Source organism: Rosenbergiella collisarenosi (assembly GCF_018494085.1).
Taxonomy (GTDB): Bacteria; Pseudomonadota; Gammaproteobacteria; order Enterobacterales; family Enterobacteriaceae; genus Rosenbergiella; species Rosenbergiella collisarenosi.
In genome coordinates, this window is the sequence record NZ_JABBFP010000013.1 from 12094 (window position 1) to 39093 (window position 27000).

Consider the following 27000-nt stretch of genomic DNA (forward strand, 5'->3'; position numbering starts at 1 on the left):
TTCTCAGCGGTGGGTGGATTGACGGAAAGGAGCGGTGAGTAGACCAATGGGGCCTACATGATACCAACGGTTATAGCGCAGATGACGTTTATCGACGCCGAAGGATTGCGTTAAGCGATCTAAAATAATGGCAAGAATAACGATCCCGACGCCACCGATGGACGCTTGTCCCATATCAAGCCGACCAATACCGCGTAATACCATTTGACCTAATCCTCCTACTGCAATCATCGATGCGATAACGACCATCGAGAGCGCGAGCATTAGGGTTTGGTTAATTCCCGCCATGATTGATGGCATCGCGATAGGGAGCTGTACTTTCCATAGCATCTGGCGTGGGCTAGCACCGAAGGATTGACTCGCTTCGATAAGATCCTCAGGAACTTGCTTTATACCTAAGATAGTCAAACGGATGATGGGGGGGACCGCAAAAATAATCGTGACCACGACACCTGGCACATTACCGATCCCAAACAGCATGACAATAGGGACTAAATAAACAAAAGCAGGCGTTGTTTGCATTGCATCTAAGAATGGCCGTACGAATCTCGCCGTGCGATCGCTGCGCGCCAGAGCGATCCCTAGCGGTAGACCGATAACTAGGCAGAAAAGCAGCGATGTCAGTACGAGTGATAAGGTAATCATCGCATCGTTCCAAGCACCTATACAGCCGATAAATATAAGCGCCAATAACGTGCCGATTCCCATCCGGGCAGAGGTTAGCTGCCAGGCGATCATCGAAAACAACACAATGGCTGCGGGGGCTGGGATATGTGTGAGTAGCTGCTGGAAACTGCTCAGGATGTAGTCCACCGGTAGTCGTATACCCTGGAACAAAGGACGACAGTGATCAACGAGCCCATTTATCCCGACGGTTACCCAGTGATCGAGAGGGATTAGCGTAGTGTGGAAAGGATCGCTTAACGAAAAGTTATGATGTTCGACCGGTGCACTCGTTAACCAATCATTATGATCGGGGGAGGGGGCAGCGCTGGACGCAGCCTCGTTATTTCCGCTCCACGGATCGCTACTGGTAGGTGTGCTGGAATCTGTATTCCAAGGATCGTTGGTTGTCGTGGTCATGCGTTGCCGCCCTCCCGGTTTAATGCTGTGAGTAGTGTACTTTTCGAAATGATACCTAAGAATTGTTGTGTCTCATCGACGACGGGCAGTGCACACGGCGCTTGTGCAACGGGCGCGAAGAGGTCGCTTAACGCTGTCCCTGCTTGTAAAGGGGGAACATGAGATAAATAAGCCTGCTCCAAGGAGGCATTTTCCTTTATCACGCGCTGCAAACTCTCTGCAGTGACAATACCCTCAAAACGCTGTTTATTGAGGATATAACCGTAATCTCGATCCTGATCGGTGAGTAATTTTAAGGTGGACTTAGGCCCTAGCCCGGTGGCGCGATGGATAATCGAACCCGTGGCAGGTTTCACGATATCTTTCGCACTAAATACCTGGCTGATGTCGACACCTCGGAAGAATGTTTCGACATAGGCATTGGCGGGTTGGTTTAGAATCTCATCTGGCGTGCCGACCTGTACCACTTGGCCGTTTTGCATAATCGCAATACGATCACCAATACGCATCGCTTCGTCGAGATCGTGAGAAATGAAGACGATAGTACGCTGTTGCTTGGCTTGGAGTTTGACCAATTCGTCTTGCATCTCGGTACGGATCAGTGGATCGAGGGCTGAGAAGGCCTCGTCCATGAGCAAAATATCGGGGTCGTTTGCTAAAGCTCTCGCGAGACCGACGCGTTGTCGCATGCCTCCAGAAAGCTGATCGGGCCAGGCTTGCGCATACTTCTCTAAGCCCACTTGTCTCAGGGCTTCTAATGCTTTACTCAGTCGCTGATTTTTCTCTACGCCTGCTAAGGTCATACCGAAGGCGGTATTGTCGAGAACGGTCATATGGGGCATCAGAGCAAAGGATTGGAAGACCATACTAATTTTGGTCCGGCGGATTTCTCGTAGAGTTTTCTCTGAGACACTCGCGATGTCTTGTCCATCAATGAGAACTTGCCCACGAGTCGGGGTAATTAAGCGATTTAATAATCTCACGAGAGTCGATTTGCCTGACCCCGAAAGCCCCATGATGACGAAAATTTCACCTTCATGAATAGTGAGATCAACATTATTCACACCGACTGATAAGCCGGTTTTATCGAGAATGGTTTCTTTGTCGTCACCCTGCTCGAGTAATTTATAGGCACGCTCAGGATGATGCCCAAAAATTTTATGCAAATTTTTGACTTGAAGTTTTATTGTCATGTTTACGGTTATTCCCTGTTATTTTCTATTTAATCATCAATTTATTATTTTCATGGGTGAGAAAGTTAATTAAAACTATCATAGTGAGATGCATTGACAACCTTTTTTATGCAAAAAATATTGCATATATATGCATTGATATGGGAATTTTCTTAGGGGTTACAAGTAGTTAGGGGATGATTTTTTAATAAAAAAAATTAATCATTAAATGCTAGGCTAATAATTTGATAGCTAACTAAATTTTGGGGGGGGGAAGGACACTTTTCTTACAAAAAAGCAAAAAAAAACCAGCGCGGTGCGCTGGTTTTATGTTTCCCGAAGGAGGGATAGAATACTACTTACGTGATAGCAGGAGCCCGAAAACGAAGCCTACCGCTGCTGTGATCCCTAAGGCTGAAGCCGGGTTGTCTTGAACCCACTCAGTCGCTTGGCAACCTGAGTCACATAAATTTTCGCGAAGGGATTTTTTACCCTCTTTAAAACTCGCGCGCGTTTTATTCAGCAGACGTTCTGCGTTACCGCGCGCCTCTTCAAACCCTTCTTTAGCGTCGTCGCCATAAGAGTTCAACAGTGCCTCTAACGAGTCAGCCAGCTCTTGAACATCGGCGTTATCTTCTGGTAAATCATATTGTTGTAATTTCTTAGCCATTATATTCTCCAGGATTTGAATTCGTGTTAATAAGTATAGACAGCTTTTCTAATTTGTATAATCTTAGAGAAAATTCCGAATGATCTGAACTACATGCTTACCGCGCTAGGGTAAAGTTCGCCAATAATAAAGTTAAGGAGTTTTAATATGTATTTGCGACCGGATGAAGTGGCTAAGGTGTTAGAGAAAGCAGGCTTTGAGGTGGATGTTGTTACCCCTAAGACCTACGGTTATCGTCGCGCTGACCACTATGTGTATGTAAACCGTGAGGCGCGTTTAGGCAGGACAGCCTTAGTCATCCATCCTACCCTTAAAGAGCGCAGCCGGAACTTTGCGGAGCCAACTTCAGATTTAAAAACCTGCGATCACTATAAAGAGTTTCCGCATTATCCCGCTAGCGATAATCAAGAACACTACGGCATCCCACATGGCTTTAGTTCACGCATAGCGCTGGAGCGATATTTGTGTAGCATGTTTGGATAAGCTCGTATAAGGCACAATGGCGGGTCGTTCCGCTATTGCGCTGTCGGCGGTAGTAACGAACCTTGGTCATTACCGCTATGGAACTTTGCTAAGTACTGGGGTTGGAAAATACACATCCTCAGTGTGTCACGATAGGTGCCATTGATAAAAAATTCCTGCTTTAAAATCCCTTCTGTTTCAAAACCCAGTTTCGAATAAATATGGATGGCTTTTTCATTCTCTTTATCCACAATTAAATAGAGCTTGTAGAGATTAAGAACGGAGAATCCGTACTCCATTGCCGCCCGAGTGGCTTGGTTGGCTAATCCTTTTCCCTGATGATCGGGGGCGATAATGATCTGAAATTCCGCTCTGCGGTGGATATGGTTGATTTCGACAAGCTCGACTAATCCTGCTTTCTCTCCCTCGTGTTCAATGACGAACCGTCGTTCGCTCTGATCATGAATATGTTTGTCGTAAAGATCGGACAGTTCAACGAAGGCTTCGTATGGCTCTTCAAACCAGTAGCGCATCACAGTGGCATTATTGTCTAGTTGATGGACGAAACGAAGGTCTTCACGTTCTAGGGGACGAAGTTTGATGGTCATCATATAGCCTTATTAAAAGAAGCTCGAAAGAATACCGTGTCGGTCTCTCCTCTGCACAACAAGTTGGCATAGGCTTTGCAACTATCGTTTCACGATATCGTTTTTTGATTCATGGAGTAGTGTAGATGAAGGGTAACGAAGTAATCAAAGATCTTCTTGCGCCAACCTATTCGCGCGACCTCGTTGGCTACGCGGGTAACCCCCCTACCGTCACGTGGCCGAATAATGCGCGGGTTGCCGTTCAATTTGTACTCAATTATGAAGAAGGTGCTGAAAACCATGTTGAGCACGGCGACGCGGGTTCAGAACAGTTCTTGTCAGATATTATCGGCGCCGCTAGCTACCCTGATCGTCATATGTCGATGGATTCACTCTATGAGTATGGCTCACGCGCAGGATTTTGGCGTATTCATCAAGAATTCCAACGCCGAGGATTACCGTTAACCGTATTTGGGGTAGCGATGGCTCTCGCCCGTCATCCTGAGATAGTCTCCGCGATTAAAGAGGCTGATTACGACGTGGTCAGCCATGGTTGGCGCTGGATCCATTATCAATCCATGTCGGCAGAGCAAGAGGCCGAACATATGGATAAAGCGACGGCAGTTCTGACCGAATTATTCGGTAAACCGCCGGTTGGTTGGTATACCGGCCGCGATAGCCCGAATACACGGCGACTGCTGGTGGAACGTGGCGATTACCTTTACGATAGCGACTATTACGGCGACGATTTACCTTTTTGGATGCCGATCACGACTCAGTCGGGGCAGCAGCATGCTCATCTCGTCATTCCTTACACCCTTGAATGTAATGATATGCGTTTTGCGACACCGCAAGGCTTTAATACCGCGGAGCAATTCTTCACCTATCTGCGTGATAGTTTTGACGTCCTCTATGAAGAGGGGGCCACTGCGCCCAAAATGTTATCCATTGGGATGCACTGCCGCCTCTTGGGGCGGCCAGGTAAATTTCGTGCCCTGCAGCGTTTTTTAGATCATATTCAGCAATACCCAGATGTGTGGATCTGTACACGACAGCAAATTGCTGAACATTGGGTCACGCACCATCCCGCTCCTTAGTAGACTATAAGAGAGGGGGGGATGCCCCCTCTCAGCTAACTCATGAGGCTCACGTGGGCGGCAACGATACGCCATCCCTCAGCAAATTTCACCCACGTCTGTTGTTGACGACCCACCTTCTCAGTATGTTCCCGCGTAAACTCTGTGCTACAGACCGCCATCGCCTCACCGTAGGTCGTAATGACGGTGTTTCTTAACTTACGATCTAAGTTTACCGCCGGCCTTGTGGCACGGAAGGCTTGGATCTCTGCAATGCCGTAAAGATTCTCCCCAGCGCCGAGACGAACCGTATGCGAGCTGTGCCAAAATAGCTCGTCCAGTACCTCGGTATCGTTAGTCGTTAATGCCTGTTCATAACGTGCAAATTGCCGTGTAACCTCGGCCACAACATCTGGGTGATTAATCGTATTTTCTAGCATTAATTATGTCCTAAAAGTGATGGTGCAACGTTATTCCTGCTTGCTCTAGCTGCCAAGCTGCTTCTAGCGCGATAGCTTCTTGATAGGGCGCGGCGATCAATTGCACGCCAATCGATAGTCCATTAGCGGTACGAACTGGGGCCGTGCATACGGGTAATCCGACATAAGAGATAGGTTGGGCGAGCATCCCCATACTCGCTTTGGCCGGAAGAGTCTTCCCTTGAATTTCTATCGATGCCTGACCGATAAGCGGCGCGGCGCAGGGCGTCGCTGGGGCGATTAATAGATCGAACTGCTCGAAGAGGGCGAGTATCTGGCGAGTGAAGTGTTCGCGAAAGCGCTGCGCCTGCATCGGCCAACTGGCAGGAAGCATACAGCCTGCGAGTAAGCGCTCACGAGAATTAACCTCGAAACGTTCGGGACTCGTGCGTAACGCATTAAGATAATGACTGCCTCCTTCACTGGCGGTGAGCAAGAAAGCCGCTGCACGGGCTAATTCGGCATCGACGAGTTCCACTTCTCTATCCGCACCGAGAGCGCCCGCCACTGCAGCGGTAATAGCGCGTGCTTCACCATCGGCTAAACGGGTAAAATAGCCCCCTAATACCGCAACGCGTAGCGGTTTTTTTCTTTTTCCAAGTTGTTCCGATACCAGATTGATCGGCTGATTGGATTGAAAGCGGTCTTGGGTATCGTGGCCTTGTAGATGATCGTAAACTAATGCGAGGTCGTCGACACGGCGTGCTAATGGTCCGATATGATCAAGACTCGCAACGAATGGGTGGCTACCACGGCGTGAGAGGCGGCCGAAGGTCGGCTTCAATCCAAAGACACCACATAACGAGGCCGGTACTCGTATTGATCCATTGGTATCCGTGCCTAACGAAAAATGTACAAGACCAGCAGCGACAGCGGCAGCGGAACCGCCTGAAGAACCCCCCGCGATGCGGGAAGTCTCAAGCGGATTGCGGCACGCCCCATAATGACTATTTTCGGTAGTGAAGCCATAAGCATAGGCATCCATATTAAGCATACCGGTGAGGATCGCTCCTGACTGGTTGAGCTTCTGAATCGCCCACGCATCTTCAGCTGCTACAGGTGACTGGCTAAACAGCTCAGCACCGGCTAGCGTGACCTCATCGTGTACGTCAAAAAGATTTTTGACGGCATAAGGGATTGCGGCTAACGCAGCAAAATCTCCGCCGTTATCGCGCTGTCGATCCAATTGCTGTGCTGCGTGTAAGGCTCTTGAGGCGGTAATCGTCGTCCAGGCGTTGAGTTGCGGATTAACGGCATGGATAGCATCGAGACACGATTCGGTCACCGTTATCGCATTAAGCTGTTTTGTTACCCAGCGCCGATGTAATTCTTTGATGGATAATGAGGCGTAATTCATAGCTTCCATACCCCTCCAACTTCTTGACGGTCGTCCAAGGGGTAAGCCATGAGGGGGGCGGCAATCTCTGCGATGCGAGAAAGCTCAATGGCAAGTTCCGCCTGGCGATCAGGGGGGAGTTGCAGATCGAGCAATAGGCTCATCTGCGCAATATAGCTTGGCCAATCGATAGTTGTCGTCATGATGACTCCTTAATAGCCGGCAGCGCTGCCATTACTGCGAGGGTCACTGGCCCCCTCAACAAGGCCGTTGGGGTGGCGAACGATGGCTCCCGCATGTCCCACCGCTTCACTCCATGGGGCTAATCGTTCAGTGCGGTGGCCTAAAGTACGTAGTCCCTGATACGTCTCTTCGCTAAACCGGCCCTCGAGTTTCAGGGAATCGGAGGCATTTCCCCAAGTTCTGCCGAGTAACCAGCGCGGTGCGCTGATTGCGGTTTGCAGGGGGTGGTTCTGTTGGACATAACGTGTAAACAACGTAGCTTGAGTTTGCGGCTGCCCATCACCGCCCATGGATCCATATACTAAGGTTCGACCATCCTTTAATTTGGCGGCGGCAGGATTAAGAGTATGGAAAGGGTATTTTCTCGGTGCCAGGCAGCGTGGATGGCCGGTTTCTAAGCTAAAAGCGGCACCGCGGTTTTGCCATAAAATACCCGTTTTAGGGATTACGACACCGCTACCGAATTCATGATAAATACTTTGAATAAATGACACCGAGTAGCCGAATTGATCGGTTACCCCCATCCATACCGTATCCCCGGGAAGCAGTGGTTCACCCCATGCAGCCGCCTGCTCGGTATCCAGTTGCTGACCGAGTGAATCGAGGTGACTTGCAGCTAAGAGCTGTTGCAAGTCAACGTCAATATCTTTGGGATCGGTAATATGTTGATCACGCAGGGAAAAAGCGATCTTCGTGGCTTCGACAATGCGGTGAATGGTCTGGATTTCATCGCATTTAGCAAGATCAAAGCGGTCGAGAATACCGAGAATAGCCAGAGAGACCAGCCCTTGTGTAGGCGGTGCGAGGTTATAAACCGTCCCGCAAGAGTGCTCGACTTTCAGCGGTGTTTTATAGCGGGCCCGATGCTCTGAAAGGTCTTGCGCGGTAATTGGCATACCAAGCTGTTCCATACCCGTAGCAATTTTTTCCCCCAGGGTGCCACGATAGAAGCTTTCTAGCCCTTCTTTGGCCAATATTTTCAAACTCCCTGCTAAGTCTGGCTGGCGTAAGCGCTCACCGGCTAACGGCGCGCGGTTATTGGGGTAATAAATGTCACTAAATCCTGGTAGATCGCTCAGTTCAGCCGCTTTACTCGATGTGGCGTCGGCCTGGGAAGCTGTGACTGGAATACCTAACTCTGCATAGTGAATCGCATCGGCCAGTAGGGTAGATAACGGGAGTGAGGTAGGGAAATGCTCTTGGGCATAGTCTAAGGCGAGCTGCCAACCGCTAACCGTTCCGGCTACCGTTAACGCGGCCTGAGGCCCACGAAACGGAATCGTCGCCTGCGGATGATACTTATCAACGGTGGCTAATGACCCGGCGGCACCACTTGCATCAATCGCAATCGGATCGCCAGTGGGTGGGATAATTAGCCAAAAACCATCGCCTCCCAATCCATTCATATGCGGATAAACGACGGCAATCGTTGCAGCAGCCGCAACCATGGCCTCCAGGGCATTGCCACCCTGACGCAAAATAGCCAAGGCGCTACTACTCGCGAGGTGGTGTGGGGTGACTACCATTCCATTAGGAGCTACGTTGCTTTGAATCATTGTTCTCTATCCACGCACGATAAAGGCAATAACTAAGCAAGATGTATACCGAGATGAAAAAAAAATTTCAGAGTGGTCTAAATCCTGCTTGCTCTAGTGAAATATTCGTTACAGGAGTAATTATGATCCCCTTAAATCAGCGACTAGCGAGCCAGTACGATAGCTTAACGCCGCAAGAGAAGCGGGTAGCCGATTTCGTTGTCGACCACTTTGATGATCTAATCAGTTATAACAGTGCCGAATTAGCGCGGGTAAGTGGGGTCTCGAAAGCGACGGTAAGCAGGCTGTTTAAGCGGCTGGGATATGAAAAATATAAAGATATGTATGAGGAGTTACGCGTCCTACGGCAAAGTGGGATGCCGTTAACCGAACCAAAAGATATCGTACACGGCGACACGTTGCTGGCTAGACACTATAAGCAGGAGATGGCAAATCTCCTGCATTGGACCACGCATCTACAGGCCGACGAATTTGCCGCGGCAATTAATGCCATCAATCAGGCACGACACGTAGGAGTTGTGGGTTATCGTAATGCGTATCCTGTCGCCCTGCATCTTCGTGCGCAGCTCATTCAAACACGCGCCCAAGTTAGCTTATTTCCAACCCCTGGACAGACACTTTCTGAAGAATTAGTGGATTATGGTCCGCAAGATGTTGTCATCGTCATTGCTTTTCGGCGTCGCCCCGCGGTAATCAAAAAACTCCTCCTCCTCCTCCAAGGCCAAGGGGTGAAGGTGGTAACACTTTCTGAGCCTCAAGCATTGAGCATCCAAGGCCTCGCGACATGGCAATTTGCCACTCCGCTGGAAAGCGTGTCGGCATTCGATTGCTATGGCGCAGCGATGAGCTTCGTCACATTACTCGCAAATGCATTACTGCACTCGACATTAGAAACTGGCCGACAACGGATCCATAAGATCGCTGAAAGTTACCAGGCTCTAGAAGAACTTGAGCAGCGGTGATGGGGCGCAATTTTGGTGCAATGCGTCATTGTAGTGCGTTTTCTGGTTCAACCTCTTGTGAACCACTCAGGTGCAGTAACGACCTGACAAGAAAATTGTCTGGCACAATTGTTGCAGTAGTTCTAGATAAGAATTTTTAGTTTCAATCACCAAGGACTCGATTATGGATATTTCATCTTTTTCTCAAATAAATCCCCCACCACGTTTACTCATGGGTCCCGGCCCTATTAACGCGGATCCACGGGTATTACGTGCCATGTCGAGTCAACTTCTTGGGCAATATGATCCGGCGATGACTGACTATATGAATCAGGTCATGACGCTCTACCGCGGGGTTTTTAATACGCAAAACCCATGGACCTTATTAATTGATGGCACCTCGCGTGCGGGAATTGAGGCTATCTTGGTTTCAACCATTCGCCCTGGCGACAGAGTATTGGTGCCCGTCTTTGGTCGCTTCGGCCATTTATTGTGTGAGGTAGCGCGCCGCTGTCGTGCCGACGTCCACACGATTGAAGTGCCGTGGGGGGAGGTGTTTAGTGCGGATCGTATTGAAGAGGCGATTAAAAAAGTTAAACCGCGTTTATTACTAACGGTGCAAGGTGATACGTCTACGACGATGCTGCAGCCCCTCGAACATCTTGGTGAGATTTGTCGTCGGCACGGGGTACTGCTCTATACCGATGCGACGGCGTCGCTAGCCGGTAACCGGCTAGATACCGATGCTTGGGGGATCGACGCAGTGTCCGCAGGAATGCAAAAGTGCTTGTGTGGCCCCTCTGGCACTTCTCCCATCACGCTAAGTGATCGTATCGTCGATGAGATCCGTAAACGTAAATGTGTCGAGCAAGGGATCCGTACGGCGGAACATCAACAAGGCGATGAGGAGATGATCTACTCCAACTATTTCGATCTGGGCATGATCCTCGATTATTGGGGGCCTGAGCGTTTGAACCATCATACTGAAGCCACTAGCGCACTATTTGGCGCTTATGAAGCCGCTCGCCTTATTTTAGAAGAGGGACTAGACGCTGGAATCGCCCGCCACCAGCTGCATGGCGAGGCTATGCTCCACGGCATCCAAGCGATGGGGTTACAGGTCTTTGGCGATATCAAGCATAAGATGAATAATGTGCTCGGCGTTTATATTCCCGAGGGGGTGGTGGGCGATGAGGTCCGCCACTTAATGCTTAACGATTTCGGTATTGAAATAGGAACATCGTTCGGACCTCTGCATGGCAAAGTCTGGCGTATTGGGACAATGGGATATAACGCCCGTAAAAGTTGTGTGATGCAAACCCTGACCGCGCTTGAGGCTGTTTTATATCGCGTGGGGTTCAAAACGGTTCAAGGGGCGGCGTTACAAGCTGCATGGGATCACTATCAAGCGGCGGATGCATATGTCTAATCTGATACCAAAGGCGATAGCCGGGAGTGCGGCACAACGCGTCATGCAACGTTGTGATAGTCTGGCCGCTATCAGTGAAACTGCCGGAGAGTTGACCCGCGTTTATCTTTCGGACCAACACTTCCACGCTAATCGTCAAGTTCAGCAATGGATGGAAGCGGCGGGAATGTCCGTTTGGCAGGATGAGGTGGGGAATATCTGCGGCCGCTACGAAGGCCTGACAGAGGGCGCGCCCGCAGTGTTGTTAGGGTCGCATCTTGATTCTGTACGTAATGCGGGACGCTACGATGGTCCATTGGGCGTACTCACTGCAATCGAGGGGGTGAGTTGGCTCCATCAGCAGGGAATTCGTCTCTCCAATGCAGTGGAGATTATTGGATTCGCCGACGAGGAAGGTACTCGATTCGGGATCACTTTACTGGGGAGCAAAGGTATCACCGGTCAGTGGCCGAGTGATTGGCTCGATAAGACTGATAGTCAAGGCATTAGCGTACGCCAAGCGATGATTGCTCAACAGCTCGATCCGCTTAAGATACACCAGGCGGCGCGAAGCCCTGAGGCTATTAGCGCCTATTTAGAGCTACATATCGAACAAGGACCTTGCTTAGAAGCGGAAAATCTCCCTTTAGGTGTTGTTACCGCGATTAATGGGGCTCATCGTTTAACCTGTCAATTTACAGGGCTAGCAGGGCATGCGGGTACCGTACCGATGACTCAGCGCCAAGACGCGCTAGCCGCTGCTGCACAGTGGATGGTCGCAATTGAAAAAGAAACGACTGCGGCAGGGGGCGGGCTAGTGGCGACCGTCGGGCAAATCAATTGTTCACCTGGGGCGGTCAATGTTATTCCGGGAGAGGTCACTCTTAGCTTAGATATTCGTGGGCCGGAGGATGCACCGCTCAGCGCGTTGCTACAGTTACTGCTTTCTCAAGCACGTGCTATTGCTGCAGATCGAAGCATCGTGTTTACCGCTGAAGAGTATTACCATATTCCGGCGACAGCCTGTGACCATCGCTTACGTGAGGCGTGTACGCAGGCTGTCAGCGATGTACAGGGTTGTGCACCGCAACTGTCAAGTGGTGCCGGACATGATGCGATTGCGATTGCGGCGAAGTGGCCCGTTGCGATGATTTTTGTCCGTTGCGAAAAAGGGATCAGTCATCACCCCGCTGAGGCGGTCACCGTACAGGACGTCGCGGCAGGGATCCAAGCCTTTACACGCGCGGTGCAGCTAACGGCCGCGCCTTTACGAGACTATAAAACTGATGCTCTCACTCAAACAGTTTAATAACAGCGATAACGATGCCGCTCAGCAAGCTATCGCTCATTGTGTTGCACTAGCCAATTGGCAACAACAGCTGGTGGCTCATCGGCCTTTTTGTGATTCGGCGCAGCTCTATTCTGTTGCGCATGAGTTAACACTGGGGTGGGGGGAAGACGAACTCCTCTTGGCGTTGAGTGCTCATCCACGTATTGGTGAGAAGCCCGAGGGAGCGACGTCGGAGGCTCAAGCCTCGCGTCGCGAGCAAGCTGCAGTTCAAGAGTCTGATTATCAGAGTAGAGAGGCAATTCGGGTGGGTAATCAGCGCTATGAACAACGATTTCATCGTGTATTTTTGATCCGAGCCAAAGGCCGCTCGCCAACAGATATCCTCAACGCATTAACGGAACGCTTGTGTCTTAGCGACGCTGAGGATATTGAGGTGAGCCTCGAACAGCTCCGTGAAATTACCCTATTACGACTGCAGGAGGCTATTCAATGAGTACTATTACGACACATATTCTTGATACCGCGTTAGGTAAGCCCGCGAACCAGGTTGCGATTGCATTAGAGCAGTTAACCCCGGAAGGGTGGCTGCTTCTAGCGGAGGGAAGAACCGATAGTGATGGGCGTTTGAAAAGCCTGACCCCTGAACCTATTGGTCCAGGGCACTACCGGCTTACCGCAGAGATCGGTGATTATTTTGCGCGCACTGACCGGTTATCGCTTTACCTAACTGCGCAGATCGATTTTGTGATCAATCAAACTGGCGAGCACTTCCACCTTCCTTATCTTATCACGCCCAACTCGTGGTCAACCTACCGGGGAAGTTAAACGGAAGGTATCTGCGTCTTGCCAGGCGGGAAAGACTCGACGATGGTCACTAACACGTTGGTGGTCGAGCGCGGCTATGATCAGGGTGGCTTCACCGGGGGAGGCCTGTGCAATAATCTCTCCTTGCGGCGAGATTATCTGGCTATCTCCTTGATAAGATAGACCATTATTATCGGTTCCGACGCGGTTACAGCCAATTACCCAGCTCTGGTTTTCAATCGCTCTAGCTAGCAACAAAGTTTGCCAATGCATGGCACGTGCAGCAGGCCAGCTTGCCACGTAAATAATCAGGTCGTAGTCATTGCCCGTATTACGTGAAAACACGGGAAAACGTAGGTCGTAGCAAATTTGCGGTAAGATGCGCCACCCTCGATAGTCGATAATTACCCGGCGATCCCCCGGCTGATAGTGGTGATGTTCCTCGGCCATCCGAAACAGATGACGCTTGTCGTAGTAGTGATACTCTCCCTCCTCCGTCACGAAATAGAAGCGATTGACAGCTCCCTCAGCGAGTTGGATCGCCGCGCTTCCACAAATTGCAGTGTGTTTTAGAGCAGCTTGGGTTCGTAGCCAATCGAGAACCCGCTCTTCACTGAGGGAATGAGTAGCAGCCTGCATGGCAAAGCCAGTCGTGAACATTTCAGGAAGTACTAACAAATGACTATCGGGTGCTTGAGCGATTTGCTGAGCAAAATGTTCGAGGTTCGCCTCTCCCTCCATCCAGACGATAGGCTGTTGTAAAACGCTGACGCTTAGAGTTGACATAGTTTCTCCGCCGCTGCGCGTAGAGTACTCTCTTCTTTTGCGAAACAGATCCTTATTAAGCGATGAGGAAACTCTTCGCGGCAAAATACCGAGAGGGGGATCGCGGCTACCCCAACTTTTTCTGTAAGGAAGAGGCAAAAATCGACATCGTTGAGATCGGAGATGGCTGAGTAGTCTAAGAGTAAAAAGTAGGTGCCTTGGCAGGGGAGCAGGGTGAAACGACTCGCCTGTAGAGCATCGACAAAATAATCGCGGCGCTGCTGATAAAAAGCCGGAAGCTGCTGGTCATGCTCGGGCATATGCTCAAGCATATCGGCTAAGGCAAGCTGGGAAGGTGTGTGCACCGAGAAAGTGAGGTACTGATGGATTTTACGGATCTCTGCGGTGAGGGAAGGGGGAGCCACACTATATCCGACTTTCCAACCCGTCATATGATAGGTCTTGCCAAACGATGAGACAACAATTCCCCTTTCACGTAAGCCAGCATGCTGCAACAGGCTGTAATGACCATTTTCAGCGAAACAGATATGCTCGTACACTTCATCACTCAAGACGAAAATCGGCTTATCGGCAATGGCATCCCATAGCGCCTCGAAATCCTGTTGTTGCCAAGTACTCGCGCTAGGATTATGCGGCGTGTTAATAATTACTAGCCGTGTTTTATCCGTGACTAACGCGGCAAACTGCGCCCAATTCGGCGAAAAATCCGGAGGGGATAAGCGCACATGCTTCATGGTTCCACCCGCGAGCTGCACGGCCGGCGCATAGCTATCGTAGCTAGGTTCGAAACAGACGACTTCATCTCCGGGCTTAACTAACGCAGTAATGGCCGAAAATAGTGCCTCGGTGGCCCCTGCGGTGACGGTAATTTCACTCTCGCTGTTAACCTGACAACCATAACAACGCGCGATTTTTTTGCTTATCGCGTCGCGTAGCACTGAGGCGCCCGACATCGGTGCGTACTGGTTCGCACCTTGTTGCACGTGGTAAGCCAGACGGTGTTGCAGGTACTCAGGACCGCTAAAATCGGGGAACCCCTGAGAGAGATTAATTGCGCCGGATTTTTGCGCGAGGGCACTCATGGTCGTAAAAATAGTCGTCCCTAATGCGGGGAGCTTACTCTCTGGAACGGGTGATGCACGAGTCATGGCTTACCTCTATGTCGTCTTGAGTACGAAGATTAACCACTATAACAGGGCGCATCGAATTCGCAATATAGACGTTTGGATGTCTATAATGGATTGTGTGGGTTATTTTTTTGCAGGTTTGGGAGCGGGCGCGCAAAGAAAGCCTCCTAAATGCCCCCCGTTATATTGCACAGAAATACTAATGGGCTACACTTGGCACCTAAATTTTTGCGCCTTCCACAAGGAATTTATATGTACCACGATCTGATCCGAGATGAGTTGAATGAGGCGGCTAAAACGCTTGAGCAATTCCTCAGTCAAGACGCCAACCTTCAGGCGATTCAACAGGCTGCAGAGCTACTGGCTGCAAGCTTCAAACAGGGTGGAAAGGTATTATCTTGTGGCAATGGTGGTTCACATTGCGATGCCATGCACTTTGCAGAGGAGCTGACCGGTCGTTACCGCGAAGACCGTCCTGGCTATCCAGCTATCGCCATCTCTGACGTTAGCCACTTATCTTGCGTCAGTAATGATTTTGGTTACGAGCAGGTTTTTTCGAGATTTATTGAAGCCGTTGGGCAATCTGGTGATGTGCTCCTCGGGATTTCGACGTCCGGGAACTCAGCGAATATCATTCGGGCCATCGCGGCTGCGCGGAGTAAAGGGATGAAGGTCATTACGCTCACTGGCAAGGATGGCGGTAAAATGGAAGGGACAGCGGATGTCGAAATCCGTGTCCCCCATTTTGGTTATGCCGACCGGATCCAAGAGGTCCATATCAAAATCATCCATATTCTTATTCTGCTGATCGAGAAAGAGATGCAGCGCGTTTCGATATAAGTTTTTCCTTTTTGTTATTGAGATACCGCGCTTTACCCCGTTGCAGCATCGTGCAGAGCATGCTATTGATTGACAAGTATCGGCGTTAAGAGACTGGTACGTTGTTATTGAGGTCAATTGCATGTGTGAGCTGCTTGGGATGAGCGCAAATGTCCCTACTGATATCTGTTTTAGCTTTTCAGGACTCGTTCAACGTGGCGGCGGCACAGGTCCGCATAAAGACGGGTGGGGCATCACTTTTTACGAAGGGAAGGGATGCCGAACCTTTAAAGACCCATTGCCTAGCTGTGAATCCCCTATTGCACGTCTAGTGCAAGAATATCCGATCAAGTCGCATTCTGTTATCGCTCATATACGACAAGCTAATCGGGGTAAGGTCGCCTTAGAAAATACCCACCCTTTCACACGAGAACTGTGGGGACGCCATTGGACCTATGCGCACAATGGCCAACTAAAAGGTTATCGCCATCTCGAAACGGGGCAGTTTCGGCCAGTCGGTGAGACGGATAGCGAACGTGCTTTTTGTTGGATCCTTCATAATCTGGCGCAACGCTACCCGCAGACTCCCAAGAATTGGACGTCTGTCTTCCGTTATATTGCCGAGTTAGCGGATGAGCTGAGAGCACTGGGGGTGTTTAATATGCTACTTTCCGATGGTCGTTATCTGATGGCCTTCTGCTCAACACATCTTCATTGGATCACCCGCCGTGCTCCCTTCGGCAAGGCAACGCTTATCGATCAAGATGTAGAGGTGGATTTTATGAAGCAGACTACCGCTCATGATGTGGTAACGGTGGTGGCGACACAGCCGCTCACTGGTAATGAGACCTGGCATAAAATTATGCCAGGTGAGTGGAAGCTATTTTGCCTGGGTGAAGGCCAAAAAAGTCTTAGTCGCGCTGGGTGATGGTGTCTGGAACGGATTGCCACGTGGCCCTGGCGTTCCGTTACTTTGACCGTTGACGATGTACTGGTTATTCATGACCGCAATCACCGGTGGTTGCTTATATTTCTCGAAGTAGTCATAGCCAGGTTTTAGCTGTTTCCAAAAGCTAATGTACTGAGATCCTGCATAACGACGCATGTTATCGTCGGTCATTCGGAAAGGATAAATATTCACTTCAATCTGCGTCTGCCCGTTATTAAATGCGGCGGTGACATATTTAAAAATTTGGTCGATGCCGCTATTGGTCATGGCGTAGCAGCCGATCGAGACACAGTCGCCGTGTATCATTAGGTAGTTACCATTGTAACCGTTTACCCGGTCGTATTGATTAGGAAAACCTAGATTGATAGCCCGATAATAGTGACTATCGGGGTGGAGCTGGGAGGCACCAATGGTGTAAAAACCTTCAGGGCTTTTGAAATCCCCTTGTACTCGTTTAGGTCCTAAGCCACCGGAGAATTTACAGATATTAAAGCGATTAAGTAGACGGAATTGGTTGCCGACTTTCGCATAGAGTTCAAGCGTACGCTCAGACTTGAAAATCTGAATAAACACGGGGGAGCCGATAAGCTCTTTTTTCAGCTGATCGCTGACCGGTGCTTGTAAGGCATTAGACAAAGGAATGACTTCTTGTGAGAACACATTACAGGAAAACAATATCGCAAAGAGTAGTGCGAAAATACGCATGCTAGGTGTACCTTGGTGGTAATCGGTGGGGACGACCTGCAATCAGAATTAAAGCTATTGCAGTAGATCAGTTTATCTGCGCAACATTATCACTGTTGTTCTTTTAATCAAGCTTTCGTAACGCTTTTTTTGTTAAAAAAAGTGCGGCTGAATCGCAGCTCATCTTCCTACCCATATTCACCTATTTCTATCGCAGATCCCATTACGCCCTCAAGGAAACTTGCAATACTGACTGGTTGTTTATACAGTACTGGAATGATCCGTAGGGAGGGGATAGATGCGTAAAATTATTCATGTTGATATGGATTGCTTTTATGCGGCTGTCGAAATGCGAGATAACCCCGCATTAAAAGATATCCCTATTGCGATTGGCGGAAGCCGTGAACGACGTGGTGTAATTAGCACTGCTAATTATCCTGCGCGCCGCTATGGTGTAAAAAGTGCAATGCCGACGGCGACCGCACTAAAACTATGTCCGCATTTAACACTGCTACCTGGGCGATTCGATGCTTACAAACAGGCGTCGGCGCAAATACAACAGATTTTCAAACGTTATACCTCGAAGGTCGAACCCCTTTCCTTGGATGAGGCTTATCTCGACGTAACCGACTGTACTGCTTGTCAGGGATCGGCGACGCTGATTGCAGAAGAAATTCGTCGCGCAATTTTCGTCGAGACCGGCTTAACCGCCTCGGCAGGTGTCGCACCCATTAAATTTCTCGCGAAAATTGCCTCGGAAATTAATAAGCCAGATGGTGTATATGTCATTCCTCCCCATCACGTGGATCCGTTTTTACAAACGTTACCGCTCGCCAAGATACCTGGGGTGGGTGAGGTGTCGTCGCGGAAGTTGGCTGAGTTAGGGCTGTATACCTGTGCAGATATTCAAAAAGTAGAGCTTGGTTTACTTCTTAAAACGTTTGGTAAATTTGGCCGTAGCTTGTGGGAGAAGAGTCAGGGCATCGATCTTCGGGATGTGGAAAGCCATCGACTCCGTAAATCTGTTGGAGTCGAAACGACGCTAGCGCAGGATATCAAGCACTGGTCAGACTGCCTGCAGGTTATCGAAACACTTTATCTAGAATTAGAACGCCGCTTGAGGCAAGTCCGCCCCGACTTACGCATTGCGCGACAAGGGGTTAAATTCAAGTTCTCTGACTTTCAGCAGACGACCCAGGAACATATCTGGACCGAGTTAACTAAGCAAGATTTCATCGATATTGCTCATCAGCTCTGGGAGCAGCGACGCCAAGGTCGCTCGGTAAGGCTTGTCGGCCTGCATGTTAACTTATTGGACCCGCAAGTCGAACGCCAGCTACCGCTTCAACTCTGATCAGCTAACCGATTAAGCCATACTAAGTAACGCTGAGGCCATTCTGAAACCGGCGTACCGGCTTTTCCTAAGCCAAAACCATGGCCCCCAGACGGATAGCGAAACCACTGCATTGGAATATGGTGGGACGTGGCGGCGGCATTGAGTCGCTGGCCATGAATCGGGGGGGCAATGGGATCATCATCCGCCTCGACGACAAACAGCGGTGGAGAATCATCATTAATGACGGTTTGTACCGACCACTGTTTCTCTTCACTAGGCGTTGCGTGATGGCCAACAAGTATTTGGTGAGTTCGACTGTGAGTGTACGGCGCCTCTAGAGTAACAATTGGATAAATGAGTGCCATTCCCTCAATACGAGGCTTATCAGTATGTTGTATCACGCGATAGTCTGGGCGGTTTATCGCCAATGCTAATAGATGCGCACCTGCCGAAAAGCCAAGTACGCTAAGCTGAGGGTTGGTGGGCTTGAGTTTTTTTAAGGCTTGTCGAACATCTGCAATAGCCGCATCTTTGCCTTCCGGCCATGCATTAGAGGGAAGACGATAAGTCAAGACATAGGCGCGAAACCCGTGTCGGGCTAAAAACTGCGCGGCGGGCAGTGCTTCTTTCGCTTGTTGGATCCTACGGTATCCGCCACCCGCGGCAATGAGTACGGTTTTTCCGTTGAAGTGATCCGGGGGGTAGAAGCTTAAGAAGGGGGCGTTAACCTGTATGATTGCCCCTTTTTTCGAGACAACTGCGGCTGGACCAGGTCTCACTTGTGCGCTGTTGCTAGGCCAGAGTGCAATGGTGGTCTCCATCGCCCGAACTGAGAGAGGAAGGCAGAAGAGGAGTAACAATAGACGAGTGGACATCATCGGCCTCGCGACGTATTGATATATCGCTAGGCGCCTAAACGCCTAGCGAATGACTTACTTGGTAGGGACAGCTTTCAATAGTGTGGTCAACAGCTGCCAATAAAGCGCCACGCTACCAATGTGGACTTGTTCGTCCGGTGAATGGGGTCCAGTGATAGTCGGCCCGATAGATACCATATCTAACTGCGGATAAGGCTTACGGAACAGACCACACTCAAGGCCTGCGTGAATAACCTGGATATTTGGTTTTTTGCCGAAAAGATCTAAATAGATTTCACGCGTTAACGCCATAATGGCGGAATCGGCATCTGGCTGCCATCCTGGATAACTACCCGAGGCTTGCGTTTTCGCGTTGGCTAGAGAGCCCAGTGAATGAAGCATTGATACGACATAGTCTTTTCCACTATCTATAAGTGAGCGGATCAGGCAGTAGATCTTTGCTTGGTCTTCTTCTAAGGCCACAATACCAATATTTAACGATGTTTCAACCACACCTGGCGCGACGTCGGAGTTACGAATGACACCATTGGGCGTTGCGTTTAATAGATTAATAAATCGATCGCGGCTTTCAACGGTTAATGCTTGGCCGGTGTGCGAGGTTGGCTGCACTTCCAAGGTGACATTTTTATCCTTTGGCGCGACTTCGTTTTGTAGAACGACAAGGTATTCGTTTAGGGCTTGTTTCAAGCGCGGGGCATGTTCGGCAGCAATCGCTACGACTGCATTAGCCTCACGAGGGATGGCATTACGTAAGTTGCCGCCCTTGAAATCAACGAGACGTAACTCTAGGTGGTCACGGTACTCGGCAAAGAAGCGAGCTAAAAGCTTCGTTGCATTCCCTAGCCCTAAATGGATATCGGCACCAGAGTGGCCGCCACGTAAGCCCTTAAGGCTCACTTCAAGTATTTGATAATCAGCAGGGATGGCTTCACGCTGAATAGTGAGTTCGGAGAGGAAATCGATACCTCCGGCACAGCCCATGTAGACTTCGCCTTCCTCTTCCGAGTCGGTATTAATCAAAATTTCGGCTTGTAGCCAGTTGGGTTGTAAGCCGAATGCACCTTCCATCCCCGCTTCTTCGGTCATGGTCAGTAACACTTCGAGTGGTCCATGCTCAACCTGCTCATCAGCCAGTACCGCTAATGCGGAGGCCATACCGATCCCATTATCTGCGCCAAGCGTGGTGCCACGAGCCTTAAGCCACTCGCCGTCTACCCAAGGTTGTATAGGATCGCGTGCAAAGTCGTGTTCAGTGGCATTATTTTTTTGCGGAACCATATCTAAATGAGCTTGTAGCGCAACAGGTTTACGATTCTCCATTCCCGTTGTCGCGGGTTTACGGATTAGAATGTTGCCTGTTGCATCTCGTTCGCACCATAATTGTTGCTCGTTAGCCCACTCGACAATATAGGTGGCTAAGGCTTCTTCATGATAAGAAGGATGCGGAATAGAACAGATTTTGGCAAAAAAATCCCATAGAGGTTGTGGGGATAGTTGAGACAGTTCAGACATAATACGTCTCCTGTAAAAGTAGGGGGGTCTAACCCCGGTTACTTGGCCATATAGCAGCTATAATGTGTAGTGAAAGCATATCATTATTCGCCGTCAAGCAGATATTTATACCGAAAAAAAGTCAATCTTGGCGTCAACACTAGTTTTTGTCTGATGTTATCCTTATAATCACGCGCAAACTTTTTTTCGTTTGTCCATTCACCAGATCAACGCTGTTGATCGGAGCCTGATTATTATGAGTCAAAAATACGTCGTTACTTGGGACATGCTGCAAATTCACGCCCGTCAGTTGGCCGAGAAATTACTGCCAGTTGAACAGTGGAAAGGCATCATCGCAGTGAGCCGCGGTGGATTAGTTCCTGCTGCGCTACTTGCTCGTGAGCTGGGTATCCGCCACGTCGATACCGTATGTATTTCAAGCTACGACCATGATCACCAGCGTGAAATGAAAATTTTAAAACGCGCGGAAGGCGATGGTGAAGGATTCATTGTAATTGACGATCTCGTCGATACTGGCGGTACGGCTAAGGTCGTTCGTGAGATGTACCACAAAGCGCGTTTCGTAACAATTTTTGCCAAACCAGCAGGCCGCCCACTAGTGGATGATTATGTTGTGGATATTCCACAGGATACCTGGATTGAGCAGCCTTGGGATATGGGGATCACCTTCATTCCACCGTTAGTGAAGAATTGATGAAAAAAACAGCACCTGCGGGTGCTGTTTTTTTTTATTATTTTCATTTAAGGGTAAGTCTGCTAAAAGTAACTTTCATAACCGAGTTCGGTGATAGGAGTGTAGTCAGATGGCGTTACCCGGAGGCCACTTCAGAGGCCGTTACATTGTAAAGTTTAATGAGTTAGGTCCTTACCTGCGCGAGGATCAATGCGAAGAACAGCGTTTCTTCTTTGATTGCCTGGCGGTTTGTACCAACATCAAGCCCGCGCCAGAAAAAAGAGAGTTCTGGGGATGGTGGTTAGTACTCGATGCGCAGGAAACTCATTTCGATTATCGCTTTGACTTCGGTCTGTACGATAAAGCGGGACAGTGGGTTCCTGTGGAAATCAAGCGTGAGACTGACCGCCTAGAGGCCGAGGCGAGTTTGCAAAAATTCTTTCCACGTCTTGAAGCCCTGATGAATGAACTGAATGCCCCTCTCATTCCTGCCAGCGATTTTGAACCGTCTTTGACGCTTTAATCAGCGAAGCTCGCCCTTTTTGTATTAAGTTGCGCTAAGCGTAAGCATAGCTATTGGCAAGTTCTAGCTGTCCTGATACAACTGTGCACTCACTTAGCAATCGGGGTAGTAGGTATTATGAGCGGTAGTCAGACCTTAGTGGTCAAATTAGGAACCAGTGTGCTCACCGGCGGTTCTCGTCAACTGAATCGTGCAAGAATGGTTGAGATAGTGCGCCAATGCGCGCTTGCCATGCAAGCCGGTCACCGTATCGTTGTCGTCACGTCTGGTGCTATCGCAGCAGGCAGAGAGCATCTAAACTACCCCGAACTGCCCCCCACCATTGCGTCGAAACAACTTTTGGCTGCAGTGGGGCAGTGCCGCCTCATACAGATTTGGGAACAACTTTTCGCCATCTATGGCATTCATATCGGGCAGATGTTGATTACTCGTGCCGATATGGAAGATAGAGAGCGTTTCCTCAATGCTCGCGACATGCTACACGCATTGTTAGAGCAACGAATTGTGCCGGTGATCAACGAAAACGATGCGGTCGCTACTGCCGAAATCAAAGTAGGGGATAACGATAACTTGTCCGCATTGGCCGCCATTCTTTCCGATGCAGACAAATTATTATTGTTAACCGATCAACAGGGGCTCTTCACGGCTGACCCTCGCCACGACCCGAATGCGACACTGATTGAAGACGTTTACCAGATTGATGACTCCCTGAAAATGATGGCTGGGGGGAGTGTGTCGGGATTAGGGACGGGTGGGATGGCCACTAAATTGCAGGCCGCAGAAGTCGCTTGTCGAGCAGGCATTGACGTTATTATCGCACCGGGTGATCAGCCTATCGTTATCAGTCATGTATTGAATGGTGACAAAGCGGGGACTCTTTTCCACGCGCAAGAACATCGACTAGAAAGCCGCAAGCACTGGATTTTTGGCGCGCCACCTGCCGGTTCTGCCGTTATCGACGCAGGGGCGCTCACGGCTTTACTCGAACGAGGAAGTTCATTGCTCCCTAAGGGTATCATCGAAATCTCGGGGAATTTCTCCCGTGGCGAAGTTATCGCCATTCGTGATCCACAAGGTAATGACATTGCGCATGGTGTTTCACGTTACAACAGTGATGCGTTACGTATGATTGCCGGTAAGCATAGTCAGGCTATCAGTGAAATCTTGGGCTATGAATACGGCTCGGTTGCTGTGCATCGTGATGATATGATCATAGGATAACTTAAGATGAATATTGAACTTATGGGGCAGCAAGCTAAGGCCGCTGCTTACCAGCTTGCGTCATTGAGTGCACAAGATAAAAACCAGTTACTAATGACGATCGCGGATAAGCTAAATGAAAAAGCCAGCGAAATTCTTGCCGCAAACCAATTGGATGTTGCAGATGCCGTGGCACAACAGCTCTCACCCGCCCTCATCGATCGCTTAACACTTACCGTTGAACGGTTGGCAGATATCGCCAACGATGTCCGTAAGGTCTGTCAGTTAAGTGACCCGATCGGACAAGTGGTCGATGGTGGTCAGTTAGATAGCGGTTTGAAAATCGAGCGTCGGCGAGTCCCTTTGGGTGTTGTGGCCATTATCTATGAAGCACGCCCAAACGTGACAATTGATGTAGCTACCCTCTGTTTGAAAACCGGTAATGCAGCGATTCTGCGCGGAGGAAAGGAGACGTATCGAACTAATACACAAACCGTCAACGTCATTCAGCAGGCGCTGGCAGAGCATGGCCTGCCTAGCAGTGCGGTACAGGCTATCGATGATCCTGACCGGAAGTGGGTAACGCAACTATTGAAGCTAGATAAATATGTCGATATGTTGATCCCGCGAGGAGGAGCCGGTTTACACAAATTATGTCGTGAGCAGTCGACCATACCAGTCATTACCGGTGGAATAGGCGTTTGTCACCTTTATGTCGACGAGACGATGAACAATGCTGAAGCCCTTAAGGTTATCGTTAATGCGAAAAAACAGCGCCCTAGTGCCTGTAACTCGTTAGAAACGTTACTCATTCACGCTGCGCAGTTAACTACTTTTTTACCGTCATTTATCGCGCGCATGGAGCAAGAAGGGATCACCTTACACATTGATCCATCATTAGTGTCACATCCTTTATTTGAAGATAAAAACGTGGCAGTAGCGACCGAAGAACATTATCGCGACGAGTGGTTGTCGCTAGATCTTAATGTGAAAGCGGTCAATAACCTACAGGAAGCGGTTGCGCACATTCGTGAGTATGGCACTCAGCATTCCGATGGAATTTTGACGGAAAGTTATCAGCATGCACAAGAATTTGTGAAACAGGTCGATTCAGCAGCCGTCTATGTTAATGCGAGTACGCGCTTCACCGATGGCGGGCAATTCGGGCTCGGCGCAGAGGTCGCGGTAAGCACGCAAAAACTTCATGCCAGAGGGCCGATGGGGTTGGAAGCTCTGACTACCTATAAATGGGTATGTTGGGGACAGAACACATTACGTCGCTAGTGATAAGATTTCGTTAGGAAATAAAAGGTTTTGACAACTTTAGACATACTCCACTGATACCAATCAAGAGTAATCCTGATGGTAACGGTTAAAGTTATCCGCATAATTCATTTACTTTTTTGGCTCAAGTGAGACGTTATGCGTAAAAGACCTTTAGTGCTGGTAATGCTAGCATTGACCTGCAATCCATTGGTCATGGCTTATGCCCATGACCATCATCATGACCATGATCGCTGGGAAAGGCACGACTATCCAGGACCTCGCTGGCATGATCACCGGGGCTGGCGCGATCATAACCGGGATCATCACTCACGCTATGCTGAGCGCGACTTCTACTACGGGGGGCACCACTTTCGACCTGGTGGCCGGTATCCTCACCGTTATTATCAAGACCGCTATTGGGTTAATGACTGGCATCGACATGGGCTAGGGGCACCGCCTCATGGACAGCGATGGGCCAATATTAATGGTAACTATGTGTTGATGGCGGTAGCCACTGGCGTCATAACCTCCCTCATCCTCAATAATTAATCCCTACCGGCTAAAGCCAAAAATAAAAAGGCTTTAGCCCTATTATCTCAAGTACTCAGGTAATATCCGCAAGGCAGTGGCCATCCCTTATCCCTATATCTGTGATCGATGCGATATTATCTCTCGATAAACTACCTCTCTCATAATTAAACAAATCACAGTTCACAGATTTAACTCGCCCAATATTGTAGCTATAGCATGACGAGTCGTATTGAGTACTACGAACTTTGGATACTCGACTGCTAGAAGGATATTGTTAAGGATGAAGGACACGCATTTTACGTATCGTTTTTTCCCACAGATTGCCCAATCCTGGTTTATCGCGCCCACTCAGCAGTGCCAACCGTCAGTACCCCATGGTGGACAACGAAATTTGCGGGTGGCCGAAGATGTATAAACTCAATAATAAGGTTCAACATTATACATGGGGATCTCGCACCGCATTGACTGACCGCTTTGGTATTGCGAATCCGCAACAGTCACCCATGGCAGAGTTGTGGATGGGGGCACATCCTAGCGCCAGCTCGCAAATATTTATACGAGGTGCGTGGCACAGCTTAGAGAAAGAAATAGCGGATAATCCTTTGGTAATGCTTGGGCAGGCGACATGGAATAATTATCGTCAATTACCCTTTCTGATGAAAATTCTTGCCGCGGACCAGCCTTTATCTATTCAAGTTCACCCTAACCTTATTGCGGCAAAGGCCGGTTTCGAACGTGAAAACATACAGGGTATTCCCTTGAATCATCCGAATAGAAACTATCGAGATGCCAATCATAAACCCGAACTTATCTATGCATTGAGCCCATTTACCGCATTGAACGGTTTCAAACCTTTTGCCGAAATTATTCAGTCTTTGCAGGCTCTCGAAAACCGTCTTCCCGCGGTTAACCTTTTTATCAAGAATCCAACAGCTAATACCTTACGGCAGCTATTCATTACTTATTTACGGCTGAAGGACGAGCAGAAACATCAAGCACTTACCCAGCTGCTTCGGGTAGCCAAGGCGACAAAGGGGGAGCCTTGGCTGACTATTGTCAGGCTTGCTACCTATTGGCCCGAGGATGTTGGAGTGTTTATGCCATTACTTCTCAACATGATTAGGCTTAAACCTGGACAAGCGATGTACCTCACCGCAGGGACCCCTCATACTTACTTACAAGGCGTGGGGATTGAAATAATGGCTAATTCCGATAACGTTTTACGGGCAGGTCTAACTGATAAACACGTTGATATTAATGAATTGGTGAAGAACGTCTCGTTTAAAGAAACCTCTCTTGAAAAATTAATCTTTCCTCCATCACGACACAAGGGTATTGACGATTACGACGTCCCGGCTGACGACTTTGCCTTATCTGTCATAACACTGCCCACCTCGTGTTGTTTTAATACTAACGACTACCCGGTATTGATATTTTGCCTAGAAGGTAAATGTACTCTCGATATTCCTAACACCCAACTAACGCTTAACTTAGGTGAATCTGCGTTTATTCCCGCTCATAACGGCGCGTTTAACCTAGAAGGGCAAGGCACGTGCGTAATGGCAACCGTAGGGGGAAAGACGCGGACCGTTAAGGGGGGGTAAGGCC

At 49.3% G+C, this 27000-nt stretch carries 30 protein-coding genes; 17 read left to right on the forward strand and 13 right to left on the reverse strand.

Annotation, left to right across the window (positions count from 1 at the left end):
- Window positions 1-3: 3 nt before the first annotated feature.
- The 3 genes from proW to HGT70_RS15425 all read right to left on the reverse strand — a co-directional run bounded on the left by proW (window position 4) and on the right by HGT70_RS15425 (window position 2925).
- Window positions 4-1083: a glycine betaine/L-proline ABC transporter permease ProW gene (proW, locus tag HGT70_RS15415; RefSeq protein WP_214196471.1), complete on the reverse strand. Its 1080-nt coding sequence runs from the start codon at window positions 1081-1083 to the stop codon at window positions 4-6.
- On the reverse strand, window positions 1080-2276 hold the full coding sequence (gene proV, locus HGT70_RS15420) for a glycine betaine/L-proline ABC transporter ATP-binding protein ProV (RefSeq protein ID WP_214196472.1): 1197 nt from the start codon (window positions 2274-2276) through the stop codon (window positions 1080-1082). Before proV ends, proW begins: the two co-directional genes overlap by 4 nt.
- 334 nt (window positions 2277-2610) lie before the next feature.
- Window positions 2611-2925: an ElaB/YgaM/YqjD family protein gene (locus tag HGT70_RS15425; RefSeq protein WP_071431457.1), complete on the reverse strand. Its 315-nt coding sequence runs from the start codon at window positions 2923-2925 to the stop codon at window positions 2611-2613.
- A gap of 147 nt (window positions 2926-3072) precedes the next feature.
- Between HGT70_RS15425 and HGT70_RS15430 the strand changes: the two genes are divergently transcribed.
- The gene (locus HGT70_RS15430) at window positions 3073-3408 is read left to right on the forward strand and encodes a DUF2002 family protein (protein ID WP_071431455.1); all 336 of its coding nucleotides are present in this window, start codon (window positions 3073-3075) and stop codon (window positions 3406-3408) included.
- Between the two features lie 32 nt (window positions 3409-3440).
- Here the strand turns inward: HGT70_RS15430 and speG are convergent, their stop codons facing one another.
- Window positions 3441-3995 carry a spermidine N1-acetyltransferase gene (speG, locus tag HGT70_RS15435; RefSeq protein WP_071431453.1) on the reverse strand — a complete coding sequence of 185 codons (555 nt, stop codon included), beginning with the start codon at window positions 3993-3995 and terminating at the stop codon, window positions 3441-3443.
- 125 nt (window positions 3996-4120) lie between these two features.
- Between speG and puuE the strand changes: the two genes are divergently transcribed.
- Window positions 4121-5071, forward strand: a complete 951-nt coding sequence (gene puuE / locus HGT70_RS15440; RefSeq protein ID WP_214196473.1) for an allantoinase PuuE — start codon at window positions 4121-4123, stop codon at window positions 5069-5071.
- Window positions 5072-5106: 35 nt separating this feature from the next.
- Here puuE and hpxZ read toward each other — a convergent pair whose 3' ends face one another.
- From hpxZ to HGT70_RS15460, 4 genes are read right to left on the reverse strand one after another with little or no spacing between them, the layout of a single operon-like run.
- A complete protein-coding gene (gene hpxZ / locus HGT70_RS15445) occupies window positions 5107-5490 on the reverse strand; it encodes an oxalurate catabolism protein HpxZ (protein WP_071431449.1) in 384 nt (127 codons plus the stop codon).
- A gap of 10 nt (window positions 5491-5500) precedes the next feature.
- Entirely contained in the window at window positions 5501-6886 is a 1386-nt protein-coding gene (locus HGT70_RS15450; RefSeq protein WP_214196474.1) for an AtzE family amidohydrolase, read from the reverse strand.
- Entirely contained in the window at window positions 6883-7068 is a 186-nt protein-coding gene (gene hpxX / locus HGT70_RS15455; RefSeq protein ID WP_071431446.1) for an oxalurate catabolism protein HpxX, read from the reverse strand. The genes HGT70_RS15450 and hpxX overlap by 4 nt, the downstream gene beginning before the upstream one ends.
- Window positions 7069-7077: 9 nt before the next feature.
- On the reverse strand, window positions 7078-8664 hold the full coding sequence (locus HGT70_RS15460) for a gamma-glutamyltransferase family protein (RefSeq protein WP_214196475.1): 1587 nt from the start codon (window positions 8662-8664) through the stop codon (window positions 7078-7080).
- Window positions 8665-8786: 122 nt separating this feature from the next.
- Between HGT70_RS15460 and HGT70_RS15465 the strand changes: the two genes are divergently transcribed.
- The 5 genes from HGT70_RS15465 to uraH all read left to right on the forward strand — a co-directional run bounded on the left by HGT70_RS15465 (window position 8787) and on the right by uraH (window position 13129).
- A complete protein-coding gene (locus HGT70_RS15465) occupies window positions 8787-9626 on the forward strand; it encodes a MurR/RpiR family transcriptional regulator (protein ID WP_214196476.1) in 840 nt (279 codons plus the stop codon).
- A gap of 163 nt (window positions 9627-9789) precedes the next feature.
- A complete protein-coding gene (locus HGT70_RS15470; protein WP_214196477.1) occupies window positions 9790-11034 on the forward strand; it encodes a pyridoxal-phosphate-dependent aminotransferase family protein in 1245 nt (414 codons plus the stop codon).
- Window positions 11027-12322 (forward strand): allantoate amidohydrolase, encoded by a 1296-nt coding sequence (gene hpxK, locus HGT70_RS15475; RefSeq protein WP_214196478.1) that lies wholly within the window; start codon window positions 11027-11029, stop codon window positions 12320-12322. The genes HGT70_RS15470 and hpxK overlap by 8 nt, the downstream gene beginning before the upstream one ends.
- Complete coding sequence (uraD, locus tag HGT70_RS15480) at window positions 12300-12797, forward strand: 2-oxo-4-hydroxy-4-carboxy-5-ureidoimidazoline decarboxylase (RefSeq protein WP_071431436.1); 498 nt, start codon at window positions 12300-12302, stop codon at window positions 12795-12797. Before hpxK ends, uraD begins: the two co-directional genes overlap by 23 nt.
- Entirely contained in the window at window positions 12794-13129 is a 336-nt protein-coding gene (gene uraH, locus HGT70_RS15485) for a hydroxyisourate hydrolase (protein ID WP_071431434.1), read from the forward strand. The genes uraD and uraH overlap by 4 nt, the downstream gene beginning before the upstream one ends.
- On the opposite strand, the gene HGT70_RS15490 is transcribed toward uraH, so the two are convergent.
- Together HGT70_RS15490 and HGT70_RS15495 are read right to left on the reverse strand one after the other, a co-directional pair.
- Window positions 13109-13894 (reverse strand): amidohydrolase, encoded by a 786-nt coding sequence (locus tag HGT70_RS15490; protein WP_214196479.1) that lies wholly within the window; start codon window positions 13892-13894, stop codon window positions 13109-13111. The two genes, uraH and HGT70_RS15490, sit on opposite strands and share 21 nt — an antisense overlap.
- Window positions 13882-15042: a pyridoxal phosphate-dependent aminotransferase gene (locus tag HGT70_RS15495; RefSeq protein ID WP_214196480.1), complete on the reverse strand. Its 1161-nt coding sequence runs from the start codon at window positions 15040-15042 to the stop codon at window positions 13882-13884. Before HGT70_RS15495 ends, HGT70_RS15490 begins: the two co-directional genes overlap by 13 nt.
- Before the next feature lie 231 nt (window positions 15043-15273).
- Between HGT70_RS15495 and lpcA the strand changes: the two genes are divergently transcribed.
- Together lpcA and HGT70_RS15505 are read left to right on the forward strand one after the other, a co-directional pair.
- Complete coding sequence (gene lpcA, locus HGT70_RS15500) at window positions 15274-15861, forward strand: D-sedoheptulose 7-phosphate isomerase (protein WP_071431428.1); 588 nt, start codon at window positions 15274-15276, stop codon at window positions 15859-15861.
- A gap of 121 nt (window positions 15862-15982) precedes the next feature.
- Window positions 15983-16768, forward strand: coding sequence for a class II glutamine amidotransferase (locus tag HGT70_RS15505; RefSeq protein ID WP_071431426.1), 786 nt, complete (start codon window positions 15983-15985; stop codon window positions 16766-16768).
- Here HGT70_RS15505 and dpaA read toward each other — a convergent pair.
- Window positions 16721-17494, reverse strand: coding sequence for a peptidoglycan meso-diaminopimelic acid protein amidase (gene dpaA / locus HGT70_RS15510; RefSeq protein WP_214196481.1), 774 nt, complete (start codon window positions 17492-17494; stop codon window positions 16721-16723). The two genes, HGT70_RS15505 and dpaA, sit on opposite strands and share 48 nt — an antisense overlap.
- 277 nt (window positions 17495-17771) lie before the next feature.
- Here dpaA and dinB point away from each other — a divergent pair, with 277 nt between their 5' ends.
- Window positions 17772-18827, forward strand: coding sequence for a DNA polymerase IV (gene dinB / locus HGT70_RS15515; protein WP_214196482.1), 1056 nt, complete (start codon window positions 17772-17774; stop codon window positions 18825-18827).
- Here dinB and HGT70_RS15520 read toward each other — a convergent pair.
- Both HGT70_RS15520 and pepD read right to left on the reverse strand, forming a co-directional pair.
- On the reverse strand, window positions 18818-19687 hold the full coding sequence (locus HGT70_RS15520; protein WP_214196483.1) for an alpha/beta hydrolase: 870 nt from the start codon (window positions 19685-19687) through the stop codon (window positions 18818-18820). The genes dinB and HGT70_RS15520 overlap by 10 nt on opposite strands.
- 54 nt (window positions 19688-19741) lie before the next feature.
- Complete coding sequence (pepD, locus tag HGT70_RS15525) at window positions 19742-21199, reverse strand: beta-Ala-His dipeptidase (protein WP_214196484.1); 1458 nt, start codon at window positions 21197-21199, stop codon at window positions 19742-19744.
- 235 nt (window positions 21200-21434) lie between these two features.
- On the opposite strand from pepD, the gene gpt reads away from it, so the two are divergent.
- The 7 genes from gpt (at window position 21435) to manA (ending at window position 26996) form a co-directional block, all read left to right on the forward strand.
- Window positions 21435-21893 (forward strand): xanthine phosphoribosyltransferase, encoded by a 459-nt coding sequence (gpt, locus tag HGT70_RS15530; protein ID WP_071431418.1) that lies wholly within the window; start codon window positions 21435-21437, stop codon window positions 21891-21893.
- A 109-nt stretch (window positions 21894-22002) separates the two neighbouring features.
- Window positions 22003-22395, forward strand: coding sequence for a sigma factor-binding protein Crl (gene crl, locus HGT70_RS15535; protein ID WP_071431415.1), 393 nt, complete (start codon window positions 22003-22005; stop codon window positions 22393-22395).
- 117 nt (window positions 22396-22512) lie between these two features.
- A complete protein-coding gene (gene proB / locus HGT70_RS15540) occupies window positions 22513-23616 on the forward strand; it encodes a glutamate 5-kinase (RefSeq protein ID WP_071431413.1) in 1104 nt (367 codons plus the stop codon).
- Between the two features lie 6 nt (window positions 23617-23622).
- Window positions 23623-24879 carry a glutamate-5-semialdehyde dehydrogenase gene (locus tag HGT70_RS15545; RefSeq protein WP_214196485.1) on the forward strand — a complete coding sequence of 419 codons (1257 nt, stop codon included), beginning with the start codon at window positions 23623-23625 and terminating at the stop codon, window positions 24877-24879.
- Between the two features lie 138 nt (window positions 24880-25017).
- Window positions 25018-25410, forward strand: coding sequence for an RcnB family protein (locus tag HGT70_RS15550; RefSeq protein ID WP_214196486.1), 393 nt, complete (start codon window positions 25018-25020; stop codon window positions 25408-25410).
- 262 nt (window positions 25411-25672) lie between these two features.
- Window positions 25673-25807, forward strand: coding sequence for a hypothetical protein (locus HGT70_RS16760; RefSeq protein WP_277753439.1), 135 nt, complete (start codon window positions 25673-25675; stop codon window positions 25805-25807).
- Window positions 25800-26996 (forward strand): mannose-6-phosphate isomerase, class I, encoded by a 1197-nt coding sequence (manA, locus tag HGT70_RS15555; RefSeq protein ID WP_071431407.1) that lies wholly within the window; start codon window positions 25800-25802, stop codon window positions 26994-26996. Before HGT70_RS16760 ends, manA begins: the two co-directional genes overlap by 8 nt.
- The last annotated feature ends 4 nt before the right edge of the window (window positions 26997-27000 follow it).